This window comes from Pseudomonas sp. HS6-2 (assembly GCF_049325675.2).
Taxonomy (GTDB): Bacteria; Pseudomonadota; Gammaproteobacteria; order Pseudomonadales; family Pseudomonadaceae; genus Aquipseudomonas; species Aquipseudomonas putida_N.
Genome location: NZ_CM143906.1, coordinates 1,684,413 through 1,704,460, shown reverse-complemented (window position 1 = coordinate 1,704,460; position 20,048 = coordinate 1,684,413). Strand labels below are relative to the sequence as shown.

6 protein-coding genes and 1 tRNA gene are annotated in these 20,048 nt (G+C 66.3%); 1 reads left to right on the top strand and 6 read right to left on the bottom strand.

Translation table 11 applies throughout. From position 1 onward, the window contains the following. Positions 1 to 6: 6 nt before the first annotated feature. Positions 7 to 2,475 (top strand): TonB-dependent siderophore receptor, encoded by a 2,469-nt coding sequence (locus tag ACOKS3_RS08015; protein ID WP_103446442.1) that lies wholly within the window; start codon positions 7 to 9, stop codon positions 2,473 to 2,475. Positions 2,476 to 2,545: 70 nt separating this feature from the next. Here ACOKS3_RS08015 and ACOKS3_RS08010 read toward each other — a convergent pair whose 3' ends face one another. The 6 genes from ACOKS3_RS08010 to phnN form a co-directional block, all read right to left on the bottom strand. Beyond that, a complete protein-coding gene (locus ACOKS3_RS08010; protein WP_422763221.1) occupies positions 2,546 to 6,673 on the bottom strand; it encodes an amino acid adenylation domain-containing protein in 4,128 nt (1,375 codons plus the stop codon). Beyond that, positions 6,666 to 14,432 carry an amino acid adenylation domain-containing protein gene (locus ACOKS3_RS08005; protein ID WP_422763220.1) on the bottom strand — a complete coding sequence of 2,589 codons (7,767 nt, stop codon included), beginning with the start codon at positions 14,430 to 14,432 and terminating at the stop codon, positions 6,666 to 6,668. Before ACOKS3_RS08005 ends, ACOKS3_RS08010 begins: the two co-directional genes overlap by 8 nt. A gap of 2 nt (positions 14,433 to 14,434) precedes the next feature. Then, positions 14,435 to 17,830, bottom strand: coding sequence for a non-ribosomal peptide synthetase (locus ACOKS3_RS08000; protein ID WP_103446439.1), 3,396 nt, complete (start codon positions 17,828 to 17,830; stop codon positions 14,435 to 14,437). Between the two features lie 144 nt (positions 17,831 to 17,974). Continuing rightward, positions 17,975 to 18,952: a TauD/TfdA family dioxygenase gene (locus tag ACOKS3_RS07995; RefSeq protein ID WP_103446438.1), complete on the bottom strand. Its 978-nt coding sequence runs from the start codon at positions 18,950 to 18,952 to the stop codon at positions 17,975 to 17,977. 204 nt (positions 18,953 to 19,156) lie between these two features. Then, positions 19,157 to 19,231: transfer RNA gene (locus tag ACOKS3_RS07990), tRNA-Arg, on the bottom strand. Positions 19,232 to 19,359: 128 nt separating this feature from the next. Then, positions 19,360 to 19,947 carry a phosphonate metabolism protein/1,5-bisphosphokinase (PRPP-forming) PhnN gene (phnN, locus tag ACOKS3_RS07985; RefSeq protein ID WP_103446437.1) on the bottom strand — a complete coding sequence of 196 codons (588 nt, stop codon included), beginning with the start codon at positions 19,945 to 19,947 and terminating at the stop codon, positions 19,360 to 19,362. Positions 19,948 to 20,048 lie beyond the last annotated feature (101 nt).

The following is a 20,048-nucleotide window of genomic DNA, read 5'->3' as shown; positions in this document are numbered from 1 at the left end:
ATCCGCATGACCATTACCACGCTTTCGCCGCTCGCCCGGGCGGTTCGCAGGAAAACCCTGGCCATTCTCCCACCGTCGCTGCTGGCCTGCGCGCTGGTAGCGTCCATGGCAGCGCAAGCCGAGCCGGTCGCGCTGGATATCCCTTCGCAAGGGCTGGTGGGGGCACTCAACACCCTGGCCAAGCAGGCCAATCTGCAGCTGCTGTATAGCCCGGACGCGGTGCACAACACCCCGGCGCCTGCGGTCAAGGGCAACATGGAGCCCGAACAGGCCCTGCGCCTGCTGCTGCGCGACAGCGGCCTGACCTACCAGCTCGATGGCCACACCATCACCCTGAGCGGGCCGGCTGACGCTTCCGCCCTGAACCTGGACCCGGTGAACATCTCCGGGCGTCAGTTCGATGCCACCACCGAGGACTCGGGGAGCTACACGTCCAACGCGGTGACCATCGGCAAGGGCACCCACCGCCTCAAGGACATCCCGCAGTCGGTCAGCGTGGTCACCCGCAAGGCGATGGACGACCAGCGCCTCGACACCCTCGACCAGGTGCTGGAAAAGACCACCGGCATCACCACTTACCAGAGCCCGTCCGGCGGCAAGTACATCTACTCGCGCGGCTTCGAGGTGGAGACCATCCAGTACGACGGCGTGCCGCTGGACCGCCGCTACTACGGCATCGGCAGCAGCTTCACCTCCGACACCCTGCTGTACGACCGCGTCGAGATCCTGCGCGGTGCCAACGGCCTGCTGCAAGGCAGCGGCAACCCTGGCGCCGCCATCAACCTGGTGCGCAAACGCCCCAAGGCCGTACCCTCGCTGTCGGTCACGGCCAGTGCCGGCTCCTGGGATACTTATCGCCAGACCATCGACGCCAGCGGCCCGCTGACATCCGACGGCAGGCTGCGCGGGCGCCTGGTCGCCGGTCATGAGGACCGCGACTACTTCTACGACACGGCAGAAAGCCGCAAGAACGTGTTGTACGGGATTCTCGAATACGACCTCACCGATTCCACCACGATCGCCGCCGGCGCCAGCGTCGAAGACCTGCACTCCACGCCCTACTTCGGCGGCCTGCCGCGCAACAAGGACGGCAGCGCGGTGAACGTCGGCCGCTCCACCTTCACCGGTGCCGACTGGAACAAGTGGAACAACAAGCAGACCACCTACTTCGCCGACATCACCCACGACTTCAACGAAGACTGGCGCCTGAAGGCCTCCGGCAGCTACATCCGCGAAACCAACGACATTTTCTACAGCTTCGGCCGTGGCGCCGTCGACCCGGCAACCGGCAACGGCATGCAGTCGCGCGCCTACCTGTACGACTTCGAGAACATCAACCAGGGCGCCGACATCAACCTCACCGGCAAGTGGCGCGCCTTCGGCCTGGAGCACGAGGTGGTGGTGGGTGCCAACGCCAGCGACCTGCGCACCGACGACCTGCAAGGCGGCCTGCTCAACCTCGGCCCGATGAACATCTACGACCCGGTCTCGCCTCGCGAACCCACTCTGGATGAAATGCTCAGCACCACCTATGCCGGTGTTTCCAAGGCCAAGATTCGCCAGAACGGCGTGTACGGCGTGATGCGCTACAAGCTGATCGACCCGCTGACCCTGGTGCTCGGCGCACGGGTCAGCAACTACAAGTACGACTATGAACTGACGCGCTTCACCACCACATCGCCAGACCCTTCGCACGCCAAGGAAACCGGTGAAGTCACCCCGTACGGTGGCTTCATCTACGCGTTGAACGATCAGTGGTCGGCCTACGTCAGCTACGCCGACATCTTCAAGCCGCAGACCGAACTGACCTCAGACCTCGCCCCTCTCAAGCCGATCGAAGGCTCCAACTATGAGCTCGGCCTGAAGGGCGAACTGCTGGATGGCCGGGTCAACACCAGCTTCGCGGTGTTCCGCGTCGACCAGGAAAACCGCGCCCAGTACGATTACGCCTCGCAGTGCGGACAGGACGGTGAAACCAACTGCTACGTAGCCGGCGGCAAGGTGCGCGCCGAGGGCTTCGATGCGGAAATCAGCGGCGAAGTGCTGGCCGGCCTGCAGCTGTTTGCCGGTTATACCTACACCTCGACCAAGTTTCTCAACGACCCGGGTGATGGCAGCACGGCTTCCGGCGCAACCTTCAACAGCTACACCCCGCGCCACCTGCTGCGCTTCTGGGGCGACTACAACCTGCCTGGCGAGCTGAACCAGTGGACCGTCGGTGCCGGCGCCAGCATCCAGAGCAAGAACCACAACACCAACCAGGGTGGCACCAACGGCATCGACAAGATCGAGCAGGCCGGGTATGCCATCTGGAACGCCCGCGTGGCGTACCAGATCAACCAGAACTTCAGCGTCGCCCTCAACGGCAACAACCTGTTCGACAAGAAGTACTACTCCTCCATCGGCTGGCTGAACGCGAGCAACGTGTATGGCGAACCTCGCAACTACACCGTGACGCTCAAAGCCGATTTCTGAAGCTGACGGTATGAAAAAGCCCCCTGGCGTGATGCGCCAGGGGGCTTTTTTTCGTGCTGGGCGTTGAATGTCAAACCTCGAATGCCGCCTCCTGGCGCTCGACCTCGATACCCTGCAGTTGCCCGGCCACCGCCTCGATCAGTTGCCCATCCTGCGGCAGGTCGAAATGGCCACGGTCGCTATTCAGATGCCGCAGTGCAGTGCCGTAGTGAGCATCGAGGCTCGACCGCGCCGCCTCTTCGCGCCCTGCCGCCCACCAGCAGGTAGGTTTCACCCGAGTGCCTGGCAGATCCTTCATGGCCATCGCCACGCGGTCCAGCTGCAGCGTGGTACGCACGAAGGCCACCCGTTCGCCGATGGCGAGGGTGGCCAGCACCGGCGCCGACAGGTTGCCCAGTACGCTTTCCATTGGCTCACCGAGCAGCAGTTGCTGGTCCTTTTCGGGCCCCTGCCAACCACTGCACAGCGCCCGGCTGGCGCTCTCATCAGCGCCCAGCGCCAGCAGCAGGTTCAGCAAGCGCTCATCCCACGGCTGTTGCTGATCGGCCTGGGGCAAATAGCTGTCCAGCAGCCCGACGAAGGCCACAACCTGCCCCTGCGCCTCCAGCTCACGCGCCACCTGGAGCGCCAGGGCACCGCCCAGCGACCAGCCAAGCAGGCAGTACGGCCCCAGCGGCTGCACAGCGCGGATGTAATCGCAGTAGTCGACCGCCATGGACTCGACATCCGCGTCGACCCAGTCTGCATTGAACAGCATCCGGCACTGGATGCCGTGCACCGCCCACTGCGGCTGCAGGCCCCTGGCCAACGGCAGGTAGTCGAATACCGAGCCATGCACGCCATGCAGGCAGAACAGCGGTGTGGCGCCTGGCACCGGGGTGTTCAGCAATAACATCGGGGTCTGGCTGGCAGTGCTTTGCAGGCGCCCGACCAACTCGCCGATACGCGGCGTGGTCATCAGGTCGCGCAGGCTCATGCTGAAGCCGTCCAGCGCTGCCACCCGCACCCGGCGCACCAGTTCCATGGCCAGCAGGGAGTTGCCGCCCAGCTCGAAGAAGCTGTCATCGAGCCCGACCTCTTCCACCTCCAGCAGCTCGCCCCAGAGCTTCGCCAGGCTCACCTCCAACGGGGTGACCGGCGCCCGATAATGCTCGGAGCGGTCCAGCGCGGGGGCTGGCAAGGCATGGCGGTCGAGCTTGCCGTTGGGGTTCAGTGGCATGGCCGGCAACACCAGCAGGTGGGCAGGCACCATGTACTCCGGCAAGGCTTGGCGAAGTCGAGCGAGCACCTGGCCGCGCAACGCGGCATCCCACTGCAACCCCGGCGCCAGCACCAGGTAGGCCACCAGGCGCGAACCACGCCCTTCGCCCGCCACGGCGACCACCGCTTCGCGCACTTGCTCCATGCCCATCAGGCACGATTCCACCTCGCCCAGCTCGATGCGGAAACCACGCACCTTGACCTGATGATCCACCCGACCAAGGTACTCGACCACGCCGTCCTGGCGTAGACGCACCAGGTCGCCTGTCCGGTAAAGGCGGCCGCCTGGCGGGCCGAACGGGTCGGCGACGAAGCGCTCGGCGGTCAGGCCAGGGCGCTGGTGATAACCGCGCGCCAACCCTTCCCCGCCGATATACAGTTCGCCAGGCACGCCTGCAGGCAGCAGCTGCAGGTCGCTGCCCAACACATAGGCTGAACGCGCGCCGACGGGCGTGCCCACCGGCATGTACTGCGCATCGAATCCGCTGCCCAGGTGGACCGCCCACAGCAACGGTGTGATCACAGTCTCTGTCGGGCCATAGCCATTGATGATGCGCGGTGTGCGCAGCACCTGCTGGATCTGCTCGAAGGTGGCGCGACTGGTACCTTCGCCGCCCACGGTGTAGGAGCGGATGGGCAGGTCTGCCCTCGCCTCGCCCAGGTGCTCGGCCAATTGCTGCAGGTAGCTTGGTGTGAAGCAGGTGATGGTGATGCCATGCTCGGCAATCTCACGTGCGCTGCGCTCGACATCCCAGGCTTCGTTGTCGCGCAGCATCAGCATCGAACCGGAAACCAGCGGCACCAGCCAGCGCTCGTGGGCGCCGTCGAAGTTGATCGAGGCAAACTGCAGCTCGCGATCCTCTGGGGTCATGCCGTAGCGTTCGGCAATGGCCAGGCAGTGCATGGCCAGCGGGCCATGGGTGACCGCCACGCCCTTCGGCCGGCCGGTAGAGCCGGAGGTGTAGATCAGATAGGCCAGGTTGTCCGCCGCCACCGGATAATCGACATCGTGCGCCGAGTAACCTTGCAGCTCGGCGCCATCAGCGCTGACCGGCAACACCTCGACGCTAGCCGGTAGCGGTAGTTCGGCCAGCAGATGCGGCTGGGCCAGCACCAGGGCAACGCCGCTGTCCTCGATCATGTAGCGCAACCGCTCACGCGGGTGGGTCGGGTCCAGCGGCACATAGGCACCGCCAGCCTTGAGCACGGCCAGCAATGCGACCAGCATTTCGACCGAGCGTTCCAGTGCGATCCCCACGCGTACCTCAGGGCCTACGCCCGCCTCGTGCAGGCGCGCAGCCAGCCGGTTGGCCCACTGGTTGAGTTGCTGGTAATCGAGCTGCCTGCCCGCCACGACCAGGGCCGGGGCAGTCGGGCGCAGCTGGGCCTGTTGCTGGATCAGGCCATGCACGGTGCGTATTTCGGCCGGCTGGCCGAGGCCGGGGTTCAAATCCACAAGCTGCCAGTTGCGCTCGTCTTCGCTGAGCATGCACAACTCGGCGATCGGTTTGCCAGGCTCGGCGGTCATGCGCCGCAAGAGGTTCTGCCAGTGCGCGAACATCTTCGCGGCGGTAGCCGTATCGAACAGGTCAGTGGCGTAAGTCAGGCTGGCACTGAGCTGGCCGCCATGCTCCTGCGTGTCCAGCGCCAGGTCGAACTTGGCTCGCGATGTCGGCGCTGGCAACAGGCTCAGCGACAAGCCGGCAAGCGCCGTGGTGCCCAGGCCATCGCCCAGCACCTGGTGGTTGAACATGACCTGGAACAGCGGGTTGTGGCTGAGGTCGCGGTGCGCCACCAGGCTATCGACCAGCGCTTCGAAAGGCAGGTCCTGGTTGGCCTGGGCGGCGAGCAGGGTGGCGCGTGTGTGGTGCAGCAGCTGCGCGGTGCTCAGGCCATCTTCAAGCCGGCCGCGCAACACCAGGGTGTTGACGAAGAAGCCCGTCAGTGGCTCCACTTCCTGCCGGTTGCGCCCCGCCGACGGCATGCCCACGCAAACATCGCTCTGGCCGCTGTAGCGACGCAGCAGCAGCTGGAACGACGCCAGCAGCACCATCGACAACGTGCAGCCGTGCGCCTGTGCCAGGGCAACCAGGCGTTGGCGTAACGGCTCGTCCAGCGTGCCGGTCACTGCCTGGCCACGATGGCTGGGGACGGCCGGGCGTGGCCGGTCGGTGGGCAGTTCCAGCACCGCAGGGGCATTGCTCAATTGCTCGGTCCAGTAGGCCAGCTGCCGCGGCCCCGCGCCCGCTTCGAGCAGCTGACGCTGCCAGGCAGCGAAGTCGGCGTACTGGATGGCCAACGCCGGGAGCTTGGCCTCGCGACCTTCACAGGTAGCCTGATAGAGCTGGATCAACTCGGCGATCATGACCTGCATCGACCAGCCATCGGAGACGATGTGGTGCTGGGTCATGACCAGCACCCGGTCCGCCGCGCCGATTTCCAGCAGCAGCACCCGCAGCAACGGGCCACGCTGCAAGTCGAAGGGGCGCCCCCCTTCACGGCTCACCGCTTCGGCAATGGCCTGGTCGTCGGCACCCGGCAAGGCCACGCGTTCGATCGCCACCGGTCCTGCAGCGTGGATACGCTGCAGTGGCTCACCCTCGCTTGCCTCGAAGGTAGTGCGCAGTGGCGTGTGCCGCGCCACCAGCGCATCGAAGCTGCTCTGCAGGGCGGCAAGGTCCAGCGTGCCTTCAAGGCGCAGCGCTGCCGGCATGTTGTACGCGGCACTCTGTGGGTCCAGCTGCCAGAGGAACCACTGGCGTTGCTGGGCATGGGAAAGGCGTGGCACGTCGCCTTCAGCCAACGCCACGATAGGCAGCCGGCCCGGGTCGATGCCTTTCTCCAGCAGGCGCTTGAACAGGGCCACACGCTTGTCGTGGCCCAGCCCGCTGATCCGCTGGACCAGCTCATTGCCCTGTTGGGTCCCTTGCTTAAGCATCAAATGCCTCCAATTTGTCCAAGGCGTCAAAAATGGCGTCGTAATCTTGTTCTGCCGGGCCCGCGCTACCTGTCACCAGGACGGCCAAGGCGCCGAGGTCGTCGGCGAGGTAGGCGTCCTGGATCGGCAATTCGACGGAGAACTCGGTCTTGATTCGGGAAACCAGGCGCACCATCAGCAACGAATGTCCGCCCAGTTCGAAGAAGTTGTCATTGAGGCCGACCCGCTCGACTTTGAGCACCTCCTGCCAGATGCCGGCCAGGCGCTGCTCCAGTTCGCTCTGCGGCGCCAGGTACTCGCGCCGGGACTGGCCCAGCTCCGGTTTCGGCAGTGCCTTGCGGTCCAGCTTGCCGTTGGGCGACAGCGGCATCTGTTCGAGCAGCACCCACTGCGCGGGCACCATGTAGTCCGGCAGCACGGCCGCCAGGTGCGCCTTGACTGCCGCCAGGCTGTCGGCTTGTTCGGCCACCAGATACGCCACCAGTTGCCCTTCGGCAGCCACCACCACCGCTTCACGCACTGCGTCCTGCTCTTGCAAGCGTGCTTCGATCTCGCCCAGTTCGATGCGCAGGCCGCGGATCTTCACCTGGTGGTCGATACGCCCGACGTACTCGATCACGCCGTCCTCGCGCTGGCGCGCCAGGTCGCCGGTGCGGTACAGCCGCTGCCTAGTGCCGTACGGGCTGGTGACGAAGCGCTCGGCGGTCAGCGATGGGCGACGGTGATAACCCCGGGCCAGGCCGACGCCGCCCAGGTACAACTCGCCTGTCACGCCCGGGCTGACCGGATTCAGTTCGCCGTCCAGCACGTAGGTTTGCAGGTTGGCGATCGGCTGGCCGATCGGCACCGCATCCTTGCCCTCGTCGACGCAGGCCCAGTGGGTGACGTCGATGGCCGCTTCGGTCGGGCCGTACAGGTTGTACAGCCCGCTCTGCGGCAGCAGCGCCAGGGCCTGGCGTTGCAGTTCCACGGGCAGTGCTTCGCCGGAGCAGATGATGCGTTGCAGCGAGGTGCAGCGGGCGGCGTTTTCGTCGCCGACGAAGGCTTGCAGCATCGACGGCACGAAGTGCAGCGTGCTGATCTGTTCGCGGGTGATCAGCTCGGCCAGGCGTGCCGGATCGCGGTGATCACCCGGCAGCGCCATGACCAGGCGTGCGCCTTCCATCAGCGGCCAGAAGAACTCCCACACCGACACGTCGAAGCTGAATGGCGTTTTCTGCAGCACGCTGTCATTGGTAGTGAGCTGATACGCCTCCTGCATCCAGGCCAGGCGGTTATGCAAGGCGACATGGCGGTTGCCTGCGCCCTTCGGCTTGCCGGTGGAGCCGGAGGTGTAGATGACATAGGCGAGGTTTTCCGGGTGCAGTTCTACGGCCGGGTTGTGCGCCTCCAGGGTATTCCAGGCCTCGGCCCGATCCAGATCGAGCACCGCCAGCCCGCCCGGGATCGGCAGGCTGTCGCGCAGGTGCGACTGGGTCAGCAGCAAGGCTATGCCGCTGTCTTCGAACATGTAGGCCAGGCGGTCTTGCGGGTATTCCGGGTCCAGCGGCACATAGGCGCCACCGGCCTTGAGGATCGCCAGCAAGCCGACGACCATTTCCACCGAGCGCTCGGCGGCGATGCCCACCAGCACGTCCGGGCCGACGCCCATGCCGCGCAGATACTGAGCCAGGCGGTTGGCCTCGGCATTCAGGTCGGCGTAGCTCAAGGTGTGGTCGGCGAAGGTCAGTGCCGGCGCCTGCGGCTGGCGGGCGGCTTGCTGTTCGAACAGCTGGTGCACGTACGGCGAACCTGGGTAGTCCCGTGCCGTGGCATTCCAACCCTTCACAATTCGCGAATGAGCCTCTGCGTCGATCAGCTCGAAACTGCCCAGCAAGGCGTACGGCGCACTGGCGAAACCTTGCAGTAGATGGCGCAGCTCGGCCGCCATTTGCTGTACCTGTGCATGGCCGAAAACCTGGCGCTGGTAGGCGAAGGTCAGTTGCATCCGATCCCGCGCTTCAGCAATCAGGGTCAGCGGGTAGCCGCTGTATTCCTGATAGTCCAGGCCAGACAGACGCAACCCGGCACTGCTGTCCGACAGGCTCTGGGCCAGTGGATAGTTCTCGAACACCAGCAGGCTGTCGAACAACGCCTCGCCATGGCGCCCGGCCGCCGCCTGGATGGCATACAGCGGCAGGTACTCGTACTCGCGCAGGCGCAGGTTGAGTGCCTGCACCTCACGCACCCAGTCGGCGACCGGCATCGGCCCTTGCGGCTCGGCGGCCACCGGCAGGGTATTGATGAACAGGCCAAGTTGCTGCTCTATCCCCGGCAACTCCGCCGGGCGCCCGGACACGGTGGCGCCGAAGCAGGGCCGACGCTGGCCGGTACGGCGCTGCAACAGTAGCGCCCAGGCGGCCTGCAGCACGCTGTTGAGGGTGACTTGCTGGGCCTGCGCAAAGTGCTTCAGGGCCTGGCTCAATGGCTCGCCCAGCTCCAGCACTACGGCGCCCTGCCCGGCTTCATTGGCATCACGTGTGCCGCCGAGCAGTGTCGGGCCGTCCAGGTCGAGCAGTTGGGCCTTCCAGAAGGCCTCGGCAGCGGCGCGGTCCTGCTGCTGCAACCAGCCGAGGTAGTCGCTGCGGGTGGCCTGCGCCAGCGCGGCAGGCTGCCCCGAATAGGCCTGCATCACGGCGGCAAAGAGCAACGAATTGCTCCAGCCGTCCATCAGGATGTGGTGGCTGGTGTAAATCAGGTGATGGCGCTGCGGCCCGGTGCGCACCAGTACCAGGCGCAGCAGCGGCGCCTGGCCAAGCTCGAAGACACGTGCCTGCTCGGCCTGCGCCAGCGCTTCGAGGCGTGCGTCGATATCGGCCTCGCCAGCCCAGTCGAAGCGTTCGACCGGCAGCTGAACGTGGCGCAGTACCACTTGGCGTGGCGCTTCCAGGCCCTGCTCCCAGGCAAACCCGGCACGCAGCGATTCGTGCTGGTCCAGCGCCTGCTGCCAGGCCTGGATGAAGCGCTCGGGGTCGAGGTCGTCGAGATCCAGGCGCAGGCGGTTGACGTAGCTGCTGGCCTGGCCGTCGTACAGGCTGTGGAACAGCATGCCTTCCTGCATCGGAGCCAGCGGGTAGATGTTCTCGACCTGGCGCAGGTCGACCGGCAGCGCATCCAGCTGCGCCTGGGTCAGGCCGGCCAGCGGGAAGTCAGCCGGGGTGGCGCCGCCGGCCTGGCTGTCGAGACAGTGGGCGACCAGCGCGGCCAGCTCACGGGCATAGTCGTCGGCCAGGCCAGCGATCATCGGCTCGTCGAACATCGCCTGGCTGAAGGTAAAGCCGAGCTCTAGTTCACCGCCCAGTACCTGGCCGTTGACGCTCAGCCAGTTGCCCAGTGGCGCATCGGCCGCCTGGGTGGCGCCAACACTTTCCAGGGCAGGTGCGAACAGCCGGTCTTCGCCGAAGCCCTGGTCGAACTGGCCAAGGTAGTTGAAGGTCACCCGCGCTGGCGGCAGCGCTTGCAACGCCGCCTGCTGCGCCGGGCTGCCGAGGTAACGCAGCACACCATGGCCGATGCCGCGCCCTGGCACGCCACGCAACTGCTCCTTGATGGCCTTGAGCGAGCCGGCCAGGTCGTCGGCGGGGGTCAGCGCCACCGGGAACAGGCTGGTGAACCAGCCCACGGTTCGGCTCAGGTCCACGCCGTCGAACAGGTCCTCACGGCCGTGGCCTTCCAGCTGGACCAGCGCACTGCCCTGCCCGGTCCAGCGGCACAGCACCCGCGCCAGGGCGGTCAGCAGCAGGTCGTTGACTTGCGTGCGGTAGGCCGCTGGCGCCTGTTGCAGCAGGCTTTGCGTGGTGTCGGCATCCAGCCGGCAGCGCACGGTGCGGGCGTGGCGCACCTGCAGCCCGGCGTCGCGGCGTGCCGCCGGCAGGTCGCCGGTCTGCCCCGCGAGGGTCGCTTGCCAGTAGGCCAGCTCTGCATCACGGGCAGGCGCCTGGGCCCAGCCTACCAGGCGCTCGGCCCAAGCCTTGAATGCCGTGCCCTTCTCCGCCAACGCGGGTGTGCGCCCGGCCAACAGGGCGACGCAGGCCTGCTCCAGGTCTTCCAGCAGCACCCGCCAGGACACACCGTCGACCACCAGGTGATGAATCACCAGCAGCAGGCGCTGCCCACCGTCGGCGAGGTCGCACAGCACGGCGCGCAGCAGCGGCCCTTGCGCGAGATCGAGGCTGCCCTGTGCTTCTTCGGCGATGGCCTGCAGTTGCGCGGCATCGGCCGCCTGGCGATGCCAGAGCATTGCGCCTGGTATGCCCGCACGGTATTCGGCATGCCAGCTGCCGTGCGCCTTGTTGAAGGCCAGGCGCAGTGCGTCGTGCTGGTTGACCAATAGCGCCAGGGCCTGTTCGACGATGTTCGCCGTCAGCGCCTGGCGTGGCTGCAGCATGACCGCCTGGTTGTAGTGCCCAGGTTGGTTCAGGGCCAGCTCGAAGAAGCGCGCCTGCACCGGTAGCAGCGGCATGGCACCGCTGACCTGCGCAACCGCAGCTGGCTTGGCCGGCACGGGGGCCACCTTGGCGACCTGGGCCAGCTGGGCGATGGTCTGCTTCTCGAACAGCTGGCGCGGGCTCAGCTTGATGCCCTGACGCTTGGCCCGGGCGATGATCTGCAGGCTGAGGATGGAGTCGCCACCCAGCTCGAAGAAGTTGTCTTCGACGCCGATGTCGTCACGCTTGAGCACCGCTTGCCAGATGGCCAGCAGTTGCTCCTCCAGCGGTGTGCTGGCGGCGACATGGCGCTTGAGTTGCACCTGCGGTAGCGGCAGTGCACGACGGTCCAGCTTGCCGTTGGCGGTCAGCGGCAGGCGCTCCAGCAACAGCAGATGAGCGGGTACCAGGTAGTCCGGCAGCAGCGCCTGCAACTGCTCGCGCAGGGCCTCGACGCTCAGCTGGGGTGTGCCCGGCACGCACCAGCCGACCAGTTGCAGCTGCGCTGCGTCATCCCCTTGCGGGACGGCCAGCACCACCGCGTCATGCACGCCCGCCAAGCCGCGCAGCACGCGGCCGACCTCCCCTGGCTCGACACGATAGCCACGGATCTTCACCTGGTCGTCGGCACGTCCGAGGAAGTGCAGCAAGCCTGCGTTGTCGCGCTGCACGCGGTCACCGCTGCGGTACAGGCGGGTGCCCGGTGCGCCAAACGGGTCGGGCACGAAACGCTCGGCGGTCAGGGCCGCCTGGTCCAGATAGCCTTGCGCCAGGCTGTCACCGCCAATGTAAAGTTCGCCAGCGACGCGCGCGGGCAGCACGTTGAGCACATCGTCCAGCACCCGCACGCTGGCCCCCGGCAGCGCCGCGCCCAATGGCATTGCTTGCGTCACTGCACCTTGCAGTTCGTGAGTCAGCACGCCGACCGTGGTTTCGCTGGGGCCGTAGTGGTTGATGAAGCGGCAGCCGGGCTTGAGTTGGCGCACTTTCTGGTACAGCGCGGGCGAGCAGGCCTCGCCACCGACGATCAGGGCATGCTCGGGCAGCACGTCGGCGGCATTGGCCGCCTGCAGCAGGCCATTGAGGTGGCTGGGGACGATCTTCAGCACGCCAATGCGCTGCTCGGCCATGTAGGCGGCAAACGCATCCGGGTCGAAGCCCAGCGCCTCGGGCAACACATGCAGGGTGCGCCCGGAGCACAGGGCGCCGAACAGTACCGTGTGGCCGAGGTCGGCGGCGATGGTGGAGACCAGCGCCATGCTCGCGTCCGCGGCCAGATCCAGGCGTTGCAGCAGGCCATCGACATAGCTGGCCAGCGCGCCATGGCTGACCACCACACCCTTCGGTTGGCCGGCGGAGCCGGAGGTGTGGATCACGTAGGCCGGTGCACCTGCCAGTGTCCCGGCTGCTGGCGCATCACCCGGCAACGAGGCCCAGCGCTCTGGTGCATAGGGCTGTACCTGGCAACCAGACGCTGCCAACGCCTGCTGGCGCAGTTCAGCAGCCTCGCACAGCAAAACCTGCGCGCCGCTGCGCTGCAGCATGCCTTGCAGGCGCTCGGTCGGCGCCTTGATGTCCAGCGGCATGTACGCGCCACCGGCCTTGAGAACGCCCAACAGGCACACCAGCCAATCCAGCGAGCGCTCCATCAGCACCGCGACCGGTGCCCCCGTGGCGACACCCAGGTCGCGCAGGTGATGGGCCAGGCGATTGGCCTGGCTGTCCAGTTCGGCATGGCTGAGCTGCTGCCCCGCACACGCGGCCGCGATGCCTTCGGGCTGGCGGCGCACCTGCTCGTGCCAACGCTGCAGAACCAGGGCCGGCTGCTCACGGTGGCTGGCAACCTCTGCGGCAGGCGCCTTGACCAGGGTATGCAGCGGCGCGTCTGGCGCAGTCAGCAACGTGTCGAACAGCTCACGCAACGCAGCGATGAACCCTTCGATGGTGGAACGCTGGTAGAGATCGCTGGCATAGGTCATCTCGCCGTGCACCAGGCTACCGTCGTCGGTGATGTCCAGGGCGAGGTCGAAGTGGGTGCCTTCCTTGCGCAGCGGATACTCGCTGACCGCTAGCCCCGGCAATTGCAACGCGGTCTGCTTCTGCACGCCGACGTTCTGGTTGAACTTGGCCTGGAACAACGGGTTGTGGCCAAGGCTGCGTTCGGGCGCGAGCACTTCCACCAGTTGCTCGAAAGGCAGCTCCTGATTGGCCTGGGCGGCGAAGGTCGCCTCGCGCACCCGCACCAGCATTTCACTCAGCGACAGGCGCTCGTCGACCACGCAGCGCAGCACCTGGGTGTTGACGAAGAAGCCGATCAGCCCTTCCACCTCTTCGCGCCCACGGTTGGCGTTGGGCACGCCGATGCGAATGTCGCGCTGGCCGGAATTGCGCGAGAGGAACAGTGCGTAGACGGTCAGCATCAGCATGAACAGCGTCACGCCCTGGCCCCGGGCCGCATCGCGCAGGCGCTGCGACAGCGGCCCGCCGAAGTCGAACTTGAGGGTCTCGCCCTGCAGGCTCTGCACCGGCGGGCGCTGGAAATCGGTTGCCACGTCGAGCAGCTGATGTTCGTCACCCAGCTGCTCGCGCCAGTGCTGCAACTGCCGCTCGCCCTCGCCCGCTTCCAGCCAGCGACGCTGCCACACGGCATAATCGGCATACTGCAACGGCAGCGCTGGCAGGCCCTGGGCGCCGCCCTGGTAGCACTGGACGAATTCGCGGACCATCACGTCCATCGACCAACCGTCGCAGACGATGTGGTGCATGCACACCACCAGCACGTGTTCCTCCTGGCCCAGGCGGAACAGGCTGGCCCGCAGCAGCGGGCCATTGAGCAGGTCGAAAGGGCGACCGACTTCGTCTTCCACCTGGCGGGCCAGCTCGGCCTCGTCGGCCGTGCCGATGTCGACATGCCGCAGGGCCAGGGGCTCGGCCGAGAGCACCCGTTGCAATGGTTGTTCGCCGTCGACCTGGAACACGGTGCGCAGCGCTTCGTGGCGCTCGATCAAAGCGTCGAATGCGCCTTGCAAACGGCACTGGTCCAGCTCGCCCTGCAGGCGCAGGCCGGCCGCCATGTTGTAGGCCGCGCTCTGCGGGTCGAGCTGCCAGAGGAATAGCAGGCGCTGCTGGGCGTAGGACAGTGGAATGGCCTCGAGGCCATGGCGGCTGACCGGGATCGGCAGCAGGCCGAAGTCCTTGCCATCCTGGCGCAGCTTGGCGAGGAACTGACGGCGTTGTTCGAGCGGCAACCCGATGAACTTCTCGGCGATGCGCAGCGTAGTGTTGCGGGTCATGCTCAAACCTCCTCCAGTGAATTCATGAACGCTTCCATGTCGGCCCAGTCTTCGTCGGCGGTGCCGCCCAGGGCTTGCAGCTCCTCAGCCAGGGCAGCCAGGTGCGGGCGTTCGAACAGGCTTCGCATGGGCAGCGCGACGCCCAGTTCGGACTTGATCCGGGCAATGACCTGGGCCGCCAGCAACGAGTGCCCGCCCAGGTCGAAGAAGCTGTCGTCGAGGCCGACGCGGGGCACCTGCAACACCTCCATCCAGATCGCCGCCAGCTGCTGTTCCTGCTCGCTGACCGGCGCGCGGAAGCTGGCCTGCAGCTGGCTCGGCTCGGGCGCGGGCAAGGCCTTGCGGTCGAGCTTGCCGCTGGGGGTCAGCGGCAGCTTTTCCAGCAGCACCAGGTGCGCAGGCACCATGTAATCCGGCAGTGTCGCGCGCAGGCCCTCGCGGATCGCCTGGCGCTGCACCTCGGCACTGGCGCCGTCGGCTTCGGTGACCACATAGGCCACCAATTGCCGCCCGCCGGCCATGTCCAGGGCCAGCACCGCCGCCTCCCGTACGCCAGGGCATTGCTGCAGGCGCATCTCGATTTCGCCAAGCTCGATGCGGAAGCCGCGCACCTTCACCTGATGGTCGACGCGGCCGATGTATTCAATGGCGCCACTGACGTCGAAGCGGGCGCGGTCACCGGTGCGGTACAGGCGCTCGCCGGGGACTTCGGGGTCGGGCAGGAAGCGTTCGGCGCTGAGCGCGGGCTGGCCGTGATAACCGCGCGCCAAGCCGGGCCCACCGATGTACAGCTCACCGATGGCACCGGCCGGCACTGCCTGCATCTCGCCGTCGAGAATGCACAGGCGGCGCCCGGCGAGGCCTTGGCCAATGGGGATGCCGCGCCACGACACATCCTGCGACGCCAACGCCGTGCAGTCGTGGATGCTGGACACTACCGTGGCCTCGGTCGGGCCATAGGTGTTGAGCAGGCGCACGCCGCCCAGGCCGGCGCGGCGCCACAAATCGAGGCCGTCCAACGCCATGGCTTCGCCGCCGACATGCACCTGGCGCAGTGCGGCAAACGCCCGTGGCGTTTCGCGTGCGTAATCCTGCACCAGCATGTGCCAGTAGGCGGCCGGCAGGTCGGCGAGCGTGATGCCATGCTGCTCCAATGCCTGCAGGAAACTGGCGCTGTCCCACAGGCGACTGTCGCGCAGCACCACGCGGGCACCGACGCACAGCGGTGGGTAGAACTGTTCGACGAAGCCGTCGAAGCTGCAGGTAGCAAACTGCAGCACGCGATCATCCGTGGTCAGGCGCGAATAGTCGGTTGCCAGTTGGCAGAACTCGTCCAGCGCGCCATGGCTGATGGCGACGCCTTTGGGGCGGCCGGTGGAGCCGGAGGTGTAGATCACGTAGGCCAGGTTGCCGGGCTGCAGTGATACCTGCGGCGCATGCTCAGGTTGCTCGCCCTGCGCCTGGTCCAGGCACAGGACCTCGATACCATCGGCCACTGGCAGCTGGCTCAGCTGGTTTGATTGGGTCAGCAGCAGGCGCAGGCCGCTGTCGGCGAACACCTGGGCGATGCGTTCGCTGGGCGCTTGCGGGTCCAGCGGCACATAGGCTCCGCCGGCCTTGAGCACCGCCAGCAAGGCAACCCCCATGTCCAGCGAGCGCTCCAGTGCCACACCGACCAGCACCTCGGGGCCGACACCCGACTGCGCCAGGCGCTGGGCCAGGCCGTTGCTGCGGCGCTCCAACTCGGCGTAGCTCAGGCTGGCGCCCTGCCCTTCGCCGGCCAGCACCAGCGCGACCGCCTCGGGCGTGCGTGCTGCCTGGGCCTGGAAACGCTGATGGGCCACCGCCGAGGCCTGCGGGGCGGGTGCGCGCAGTGCCCAACGCTGCAACTGGCGGGTTTCTGCGGCATCGAGCAATGGCAGCTCGCCGATTCGGCGTTGCGGGTCGGCCAGCACGCTGCGCAGCAGGTTGCGCCAGTGGCCGGCCATGCGCTCGACGGTGGCGGCGTCGAACAGATCGGTGGCGTAGGTGAAGGCGGCCAGCAGGCGCTCGCCTTCTTCGCGGGTTTCCAGCATCAGGTCACTGGCCGCGGCATGGCTGCGGGCGCCGGCCACGCTCTGTTCGGCGTCCAGATGCGCCAGCTGCAGGCCGCAACCCAGGCGCATGCCCTGAATGTCGGTGACCAGCGGCTGGTGGTTGTACATGACCTGGAACAGCGCGTTGTGGCTCTGGCTGCGGCTGGGCTGCAGCGCCTCCAGCAGCGCATCGAACGGCAGTTCCTGGTGGGCCTGGGCGCCGAGGACGGTCTGGCGCAGCGCTGCCAGCAACTGCTCGAAGGTCTGGCGCCCATCCAGCTGGCTGCGCAGCACCTGGGTATTGACGAAGAAACCGATCAGGCCCTCGACCTCACTGCGGTTGCGATTGGCAATCAGGCCGCCGACGCGGATATCGCCCTGCCCGCTGTAGCGGTACAACAGGGTTTTGAAGGCCGCCAGCAGCACCACGAACAAGGTCGTACCCTGACGCTGGGCCAGCGCCTTCAGGCCGCTGCGCAGCTCGGCGTCGATGGCGAACTCCAGGCGCGCACCGGCATGGCTCGGCTGGGCCGGGCGTGGGCGGTCGGTGGGCAATTCCAGTGGTTCATGCTCCTCACCCAGCTGGGCGCGCCAGTAGCCGAGCTGGCGGGCCTGCTCGCCGGCTTCCATCCAGCTGCGCTGCCACAGGGCGTAGTCGCGATAGTGCACGGCCAGCGCCGGCAATTGGGCCTGGTTGCCAGCGCTGCGGGCGTCCAGGCAGCGCATGAATTCTTCGATGAGGATGTTCATCGACCAGCCATCGGCAATGATGTGGTGCATGGTCAGCAGCAGCACATGCTCATCCGCCGTCAGTTGCAGCAGCGCCACCCGCAGCAGCGGGCCCTGTTGCAGGTCGAATGGCTGGCCGGCTTCGCGGGCGACTTCTTCACGGGTTCGCTGCAGGCGCTGATCTGCATCCAGGGCGGACAGGTCGACATGGCGAACCTGCACCTGCGCACCGTCACCGATACGCTGCAACGCCTGGCCTTCGACGTCGTCGAAGGTGGTGCGCAGGCACTCGTGGCGCTGCACCAGATCGGCAAAGGCCAGGTCCAGCGCCTGGTGATCCAGCCTGCCGAGCAGGCGCACGGCCCCTGGCAGGTTGTAGGCAGCACTGGCCGGCTCCAGCTGCCAGAGGAACCACATGCGCTGCTGGGCATAGGAGAGCTGGTCGCGGCCGGCGATGCCGCTGCAGTCGGGGATGGGGTAGCTGGTGAAATCGACTTGTTCGTCGCGCAGGGCGGCGAAGAATACACGGCGTTTTTCCAGCGGCAGTTCAATGAAGCGGCGCGCCAGCTTCAGGGATTGATCGAGGGTGCTCATAGGTCGTCCGAACCGGTGATGGGAGCCGCCCTGGGCTCCGCGATACCTGTTGAACGAATGATTACGGCTCGCATTTAGGTGCTATATGCAAAACCCGCCGGTGCGCCCGAAGGTATGCCGGCGGCCCCTGCGCTGCCACCTGATTCAGCCCGCAGCGTGGCCTTCAGCCATGGCCACGATCACCTTGCGCTTGCCGGTGAAGGTGCTGCGGGCGTGGGCAGCGAGCATGTTGTCGAGCATCAGCACATCGCCTTCCTGCCACGGGAAAGCGATAGTGCACTCATCCAGCACACCGCGCACCTCATCGAGTATCGAGTCTTCGATGGGCGAACCGTCGCCGTAGTAGACGTTGCGTGGCAGGTCTTCCTCGTCGACGACCTCCAGCAGGCTCTCGCGCACCTCGGGCGGCAGGTTGGACACATGGAACAGGTGCGCCTGGTTGAACCATACATCCTCGCCGGTTCGCGGGTGGCGGGCCACTGCCTGACAGATCTGGCGGGTGCGCAACTCGCCGTCGTCCTTCCAGTCGCAGGTGATCGCATGGCGCTGACAGTAGGCTTCCACCACTGCCGGGTCGTCACTGTTGAACACCTGTTCCCACGGCACATCCAGGCCATTGCCGAAGTTGCGCACATACATCAGCCCATGGCGGTTGAAACGCTCGTGGATTCGCGGGTCGATCCGGCGGAACACCTCGCGGCTGTCGGCGATAGGTGTTTCCCCTCCGCTCTCGGCGGCGATCATGCTGTAGAACCAGATCTTCATCGGCCATTCACGGGTGTAGGCCTGTTCGTTGTGCAGCGGGATCTTCTGGTGCGGCGGGTACTCGGTTGAGGTGTACACACCCTGGGTAACGTTGCTGCGCGGGGTAGAGCCGAACTCGTAATTCAGCAGCGGATGGCCGAAGCCGCCGGCGAAGCTGCGAAAGGCCTCGGCGCCGCCTACATCGAAGCCGCGAAAAAGAATGCCGCCGGCGTCGAGCAAGTGGCGGTCGACCAGCTCGCGGATCGGCTCCAGCGCCTCGTTGAGGTCCAGGCCGGCGTGGGGCGCCTCGACCAGCAAGGGCAGGCTGCGCTGGCCAGGCAGCAAGGGCCGGGCCAGCAGTTCCAGTATGGTGCTCATGATCTCCCCCTTACGGCAGCTGGCCGCAGCGGGTTGAGCAGCAATTGATTGGCAACAGGCAGCGCCTGGCTGGCCTTGAAGCAGGTGGCGGCAAGCATCCTTCGACCCTCGATGAAATGACAGCAAGCTCCGGTTCGGGCGCGCGCAGCGCACGTCGGCCTTGTGCAAAGGAAACGAGGGGCAGAGGGAGGGATTTAGCGTGGATGGCGTCCCCGGCAGGAATCGAACCTGCACCAGAGTCTTAGGAGGACCCCGTTCTATCCATTAAACTACAGGGACTGAAACCCGCAAGCCATGCGTGCTGACTGAATGCAGCAACAGCGGGACGGCGAGCATGTTAACCAGCCCGCCACCGTTTGTCATGCCTGAATCGGGCTTTTTGCACGTAGGGGTTTTCTGAGAGCCGCTCAGGCAATCAACTTTTCCTGACGCAACAGATCGAGCAAGGCCGCAACTGCAGTTGCCAGATCACCTGAATTGTCGAGGGGGTAGACCGACGGCGCAGTTTCCAATTGCAGCCGAGCATTGCGCGCCAGGCGCTGCTCGACTTGCTCCGGAGTTTCCCGCCCGCGGGCGAGCAAGCGTTGACGCAGCACCTCGGGTTGCACTTCCAGGCAAACGGCCAACATATCTGGGTAGCGCGCCTGTGCTTCAGGCAGATAAGCCCGCGAACCATTCACCAGCACCGAGTGCCCTTGCGCAAGCCAGTGATCCACCTGGGCCGGGATCCCGTACTCCAGGCCATTAGCTCGCCAGTGCATGGCGAACGCGCCCTCCTCGCACATCTGCGCGAACCGCTCCGCGCTGACGCCATGGGCTGCCTCACCCTTGGCCTCGGCGGAACGCGTGATCACACGACGGGCAATTTCCACCCCTGCGGCAGACAATTGCGCGCGAGAAGCATCGATCAGGGAATCTTTTCCCGAACCTGAGGGTCCTATCAGGAATATCAGGCGGCCTGAGGTTCCATCTCGGGCGCTTGCGTCATGTTGCATAGCCACTATGCTCTATGGAAGGAAACCCGCGCATTCTAGGTGTTTTCTGGGGCCTTTGCTGCGTTTTACAGGTTTTTGACGGCAAAACGCTGACGGTACGG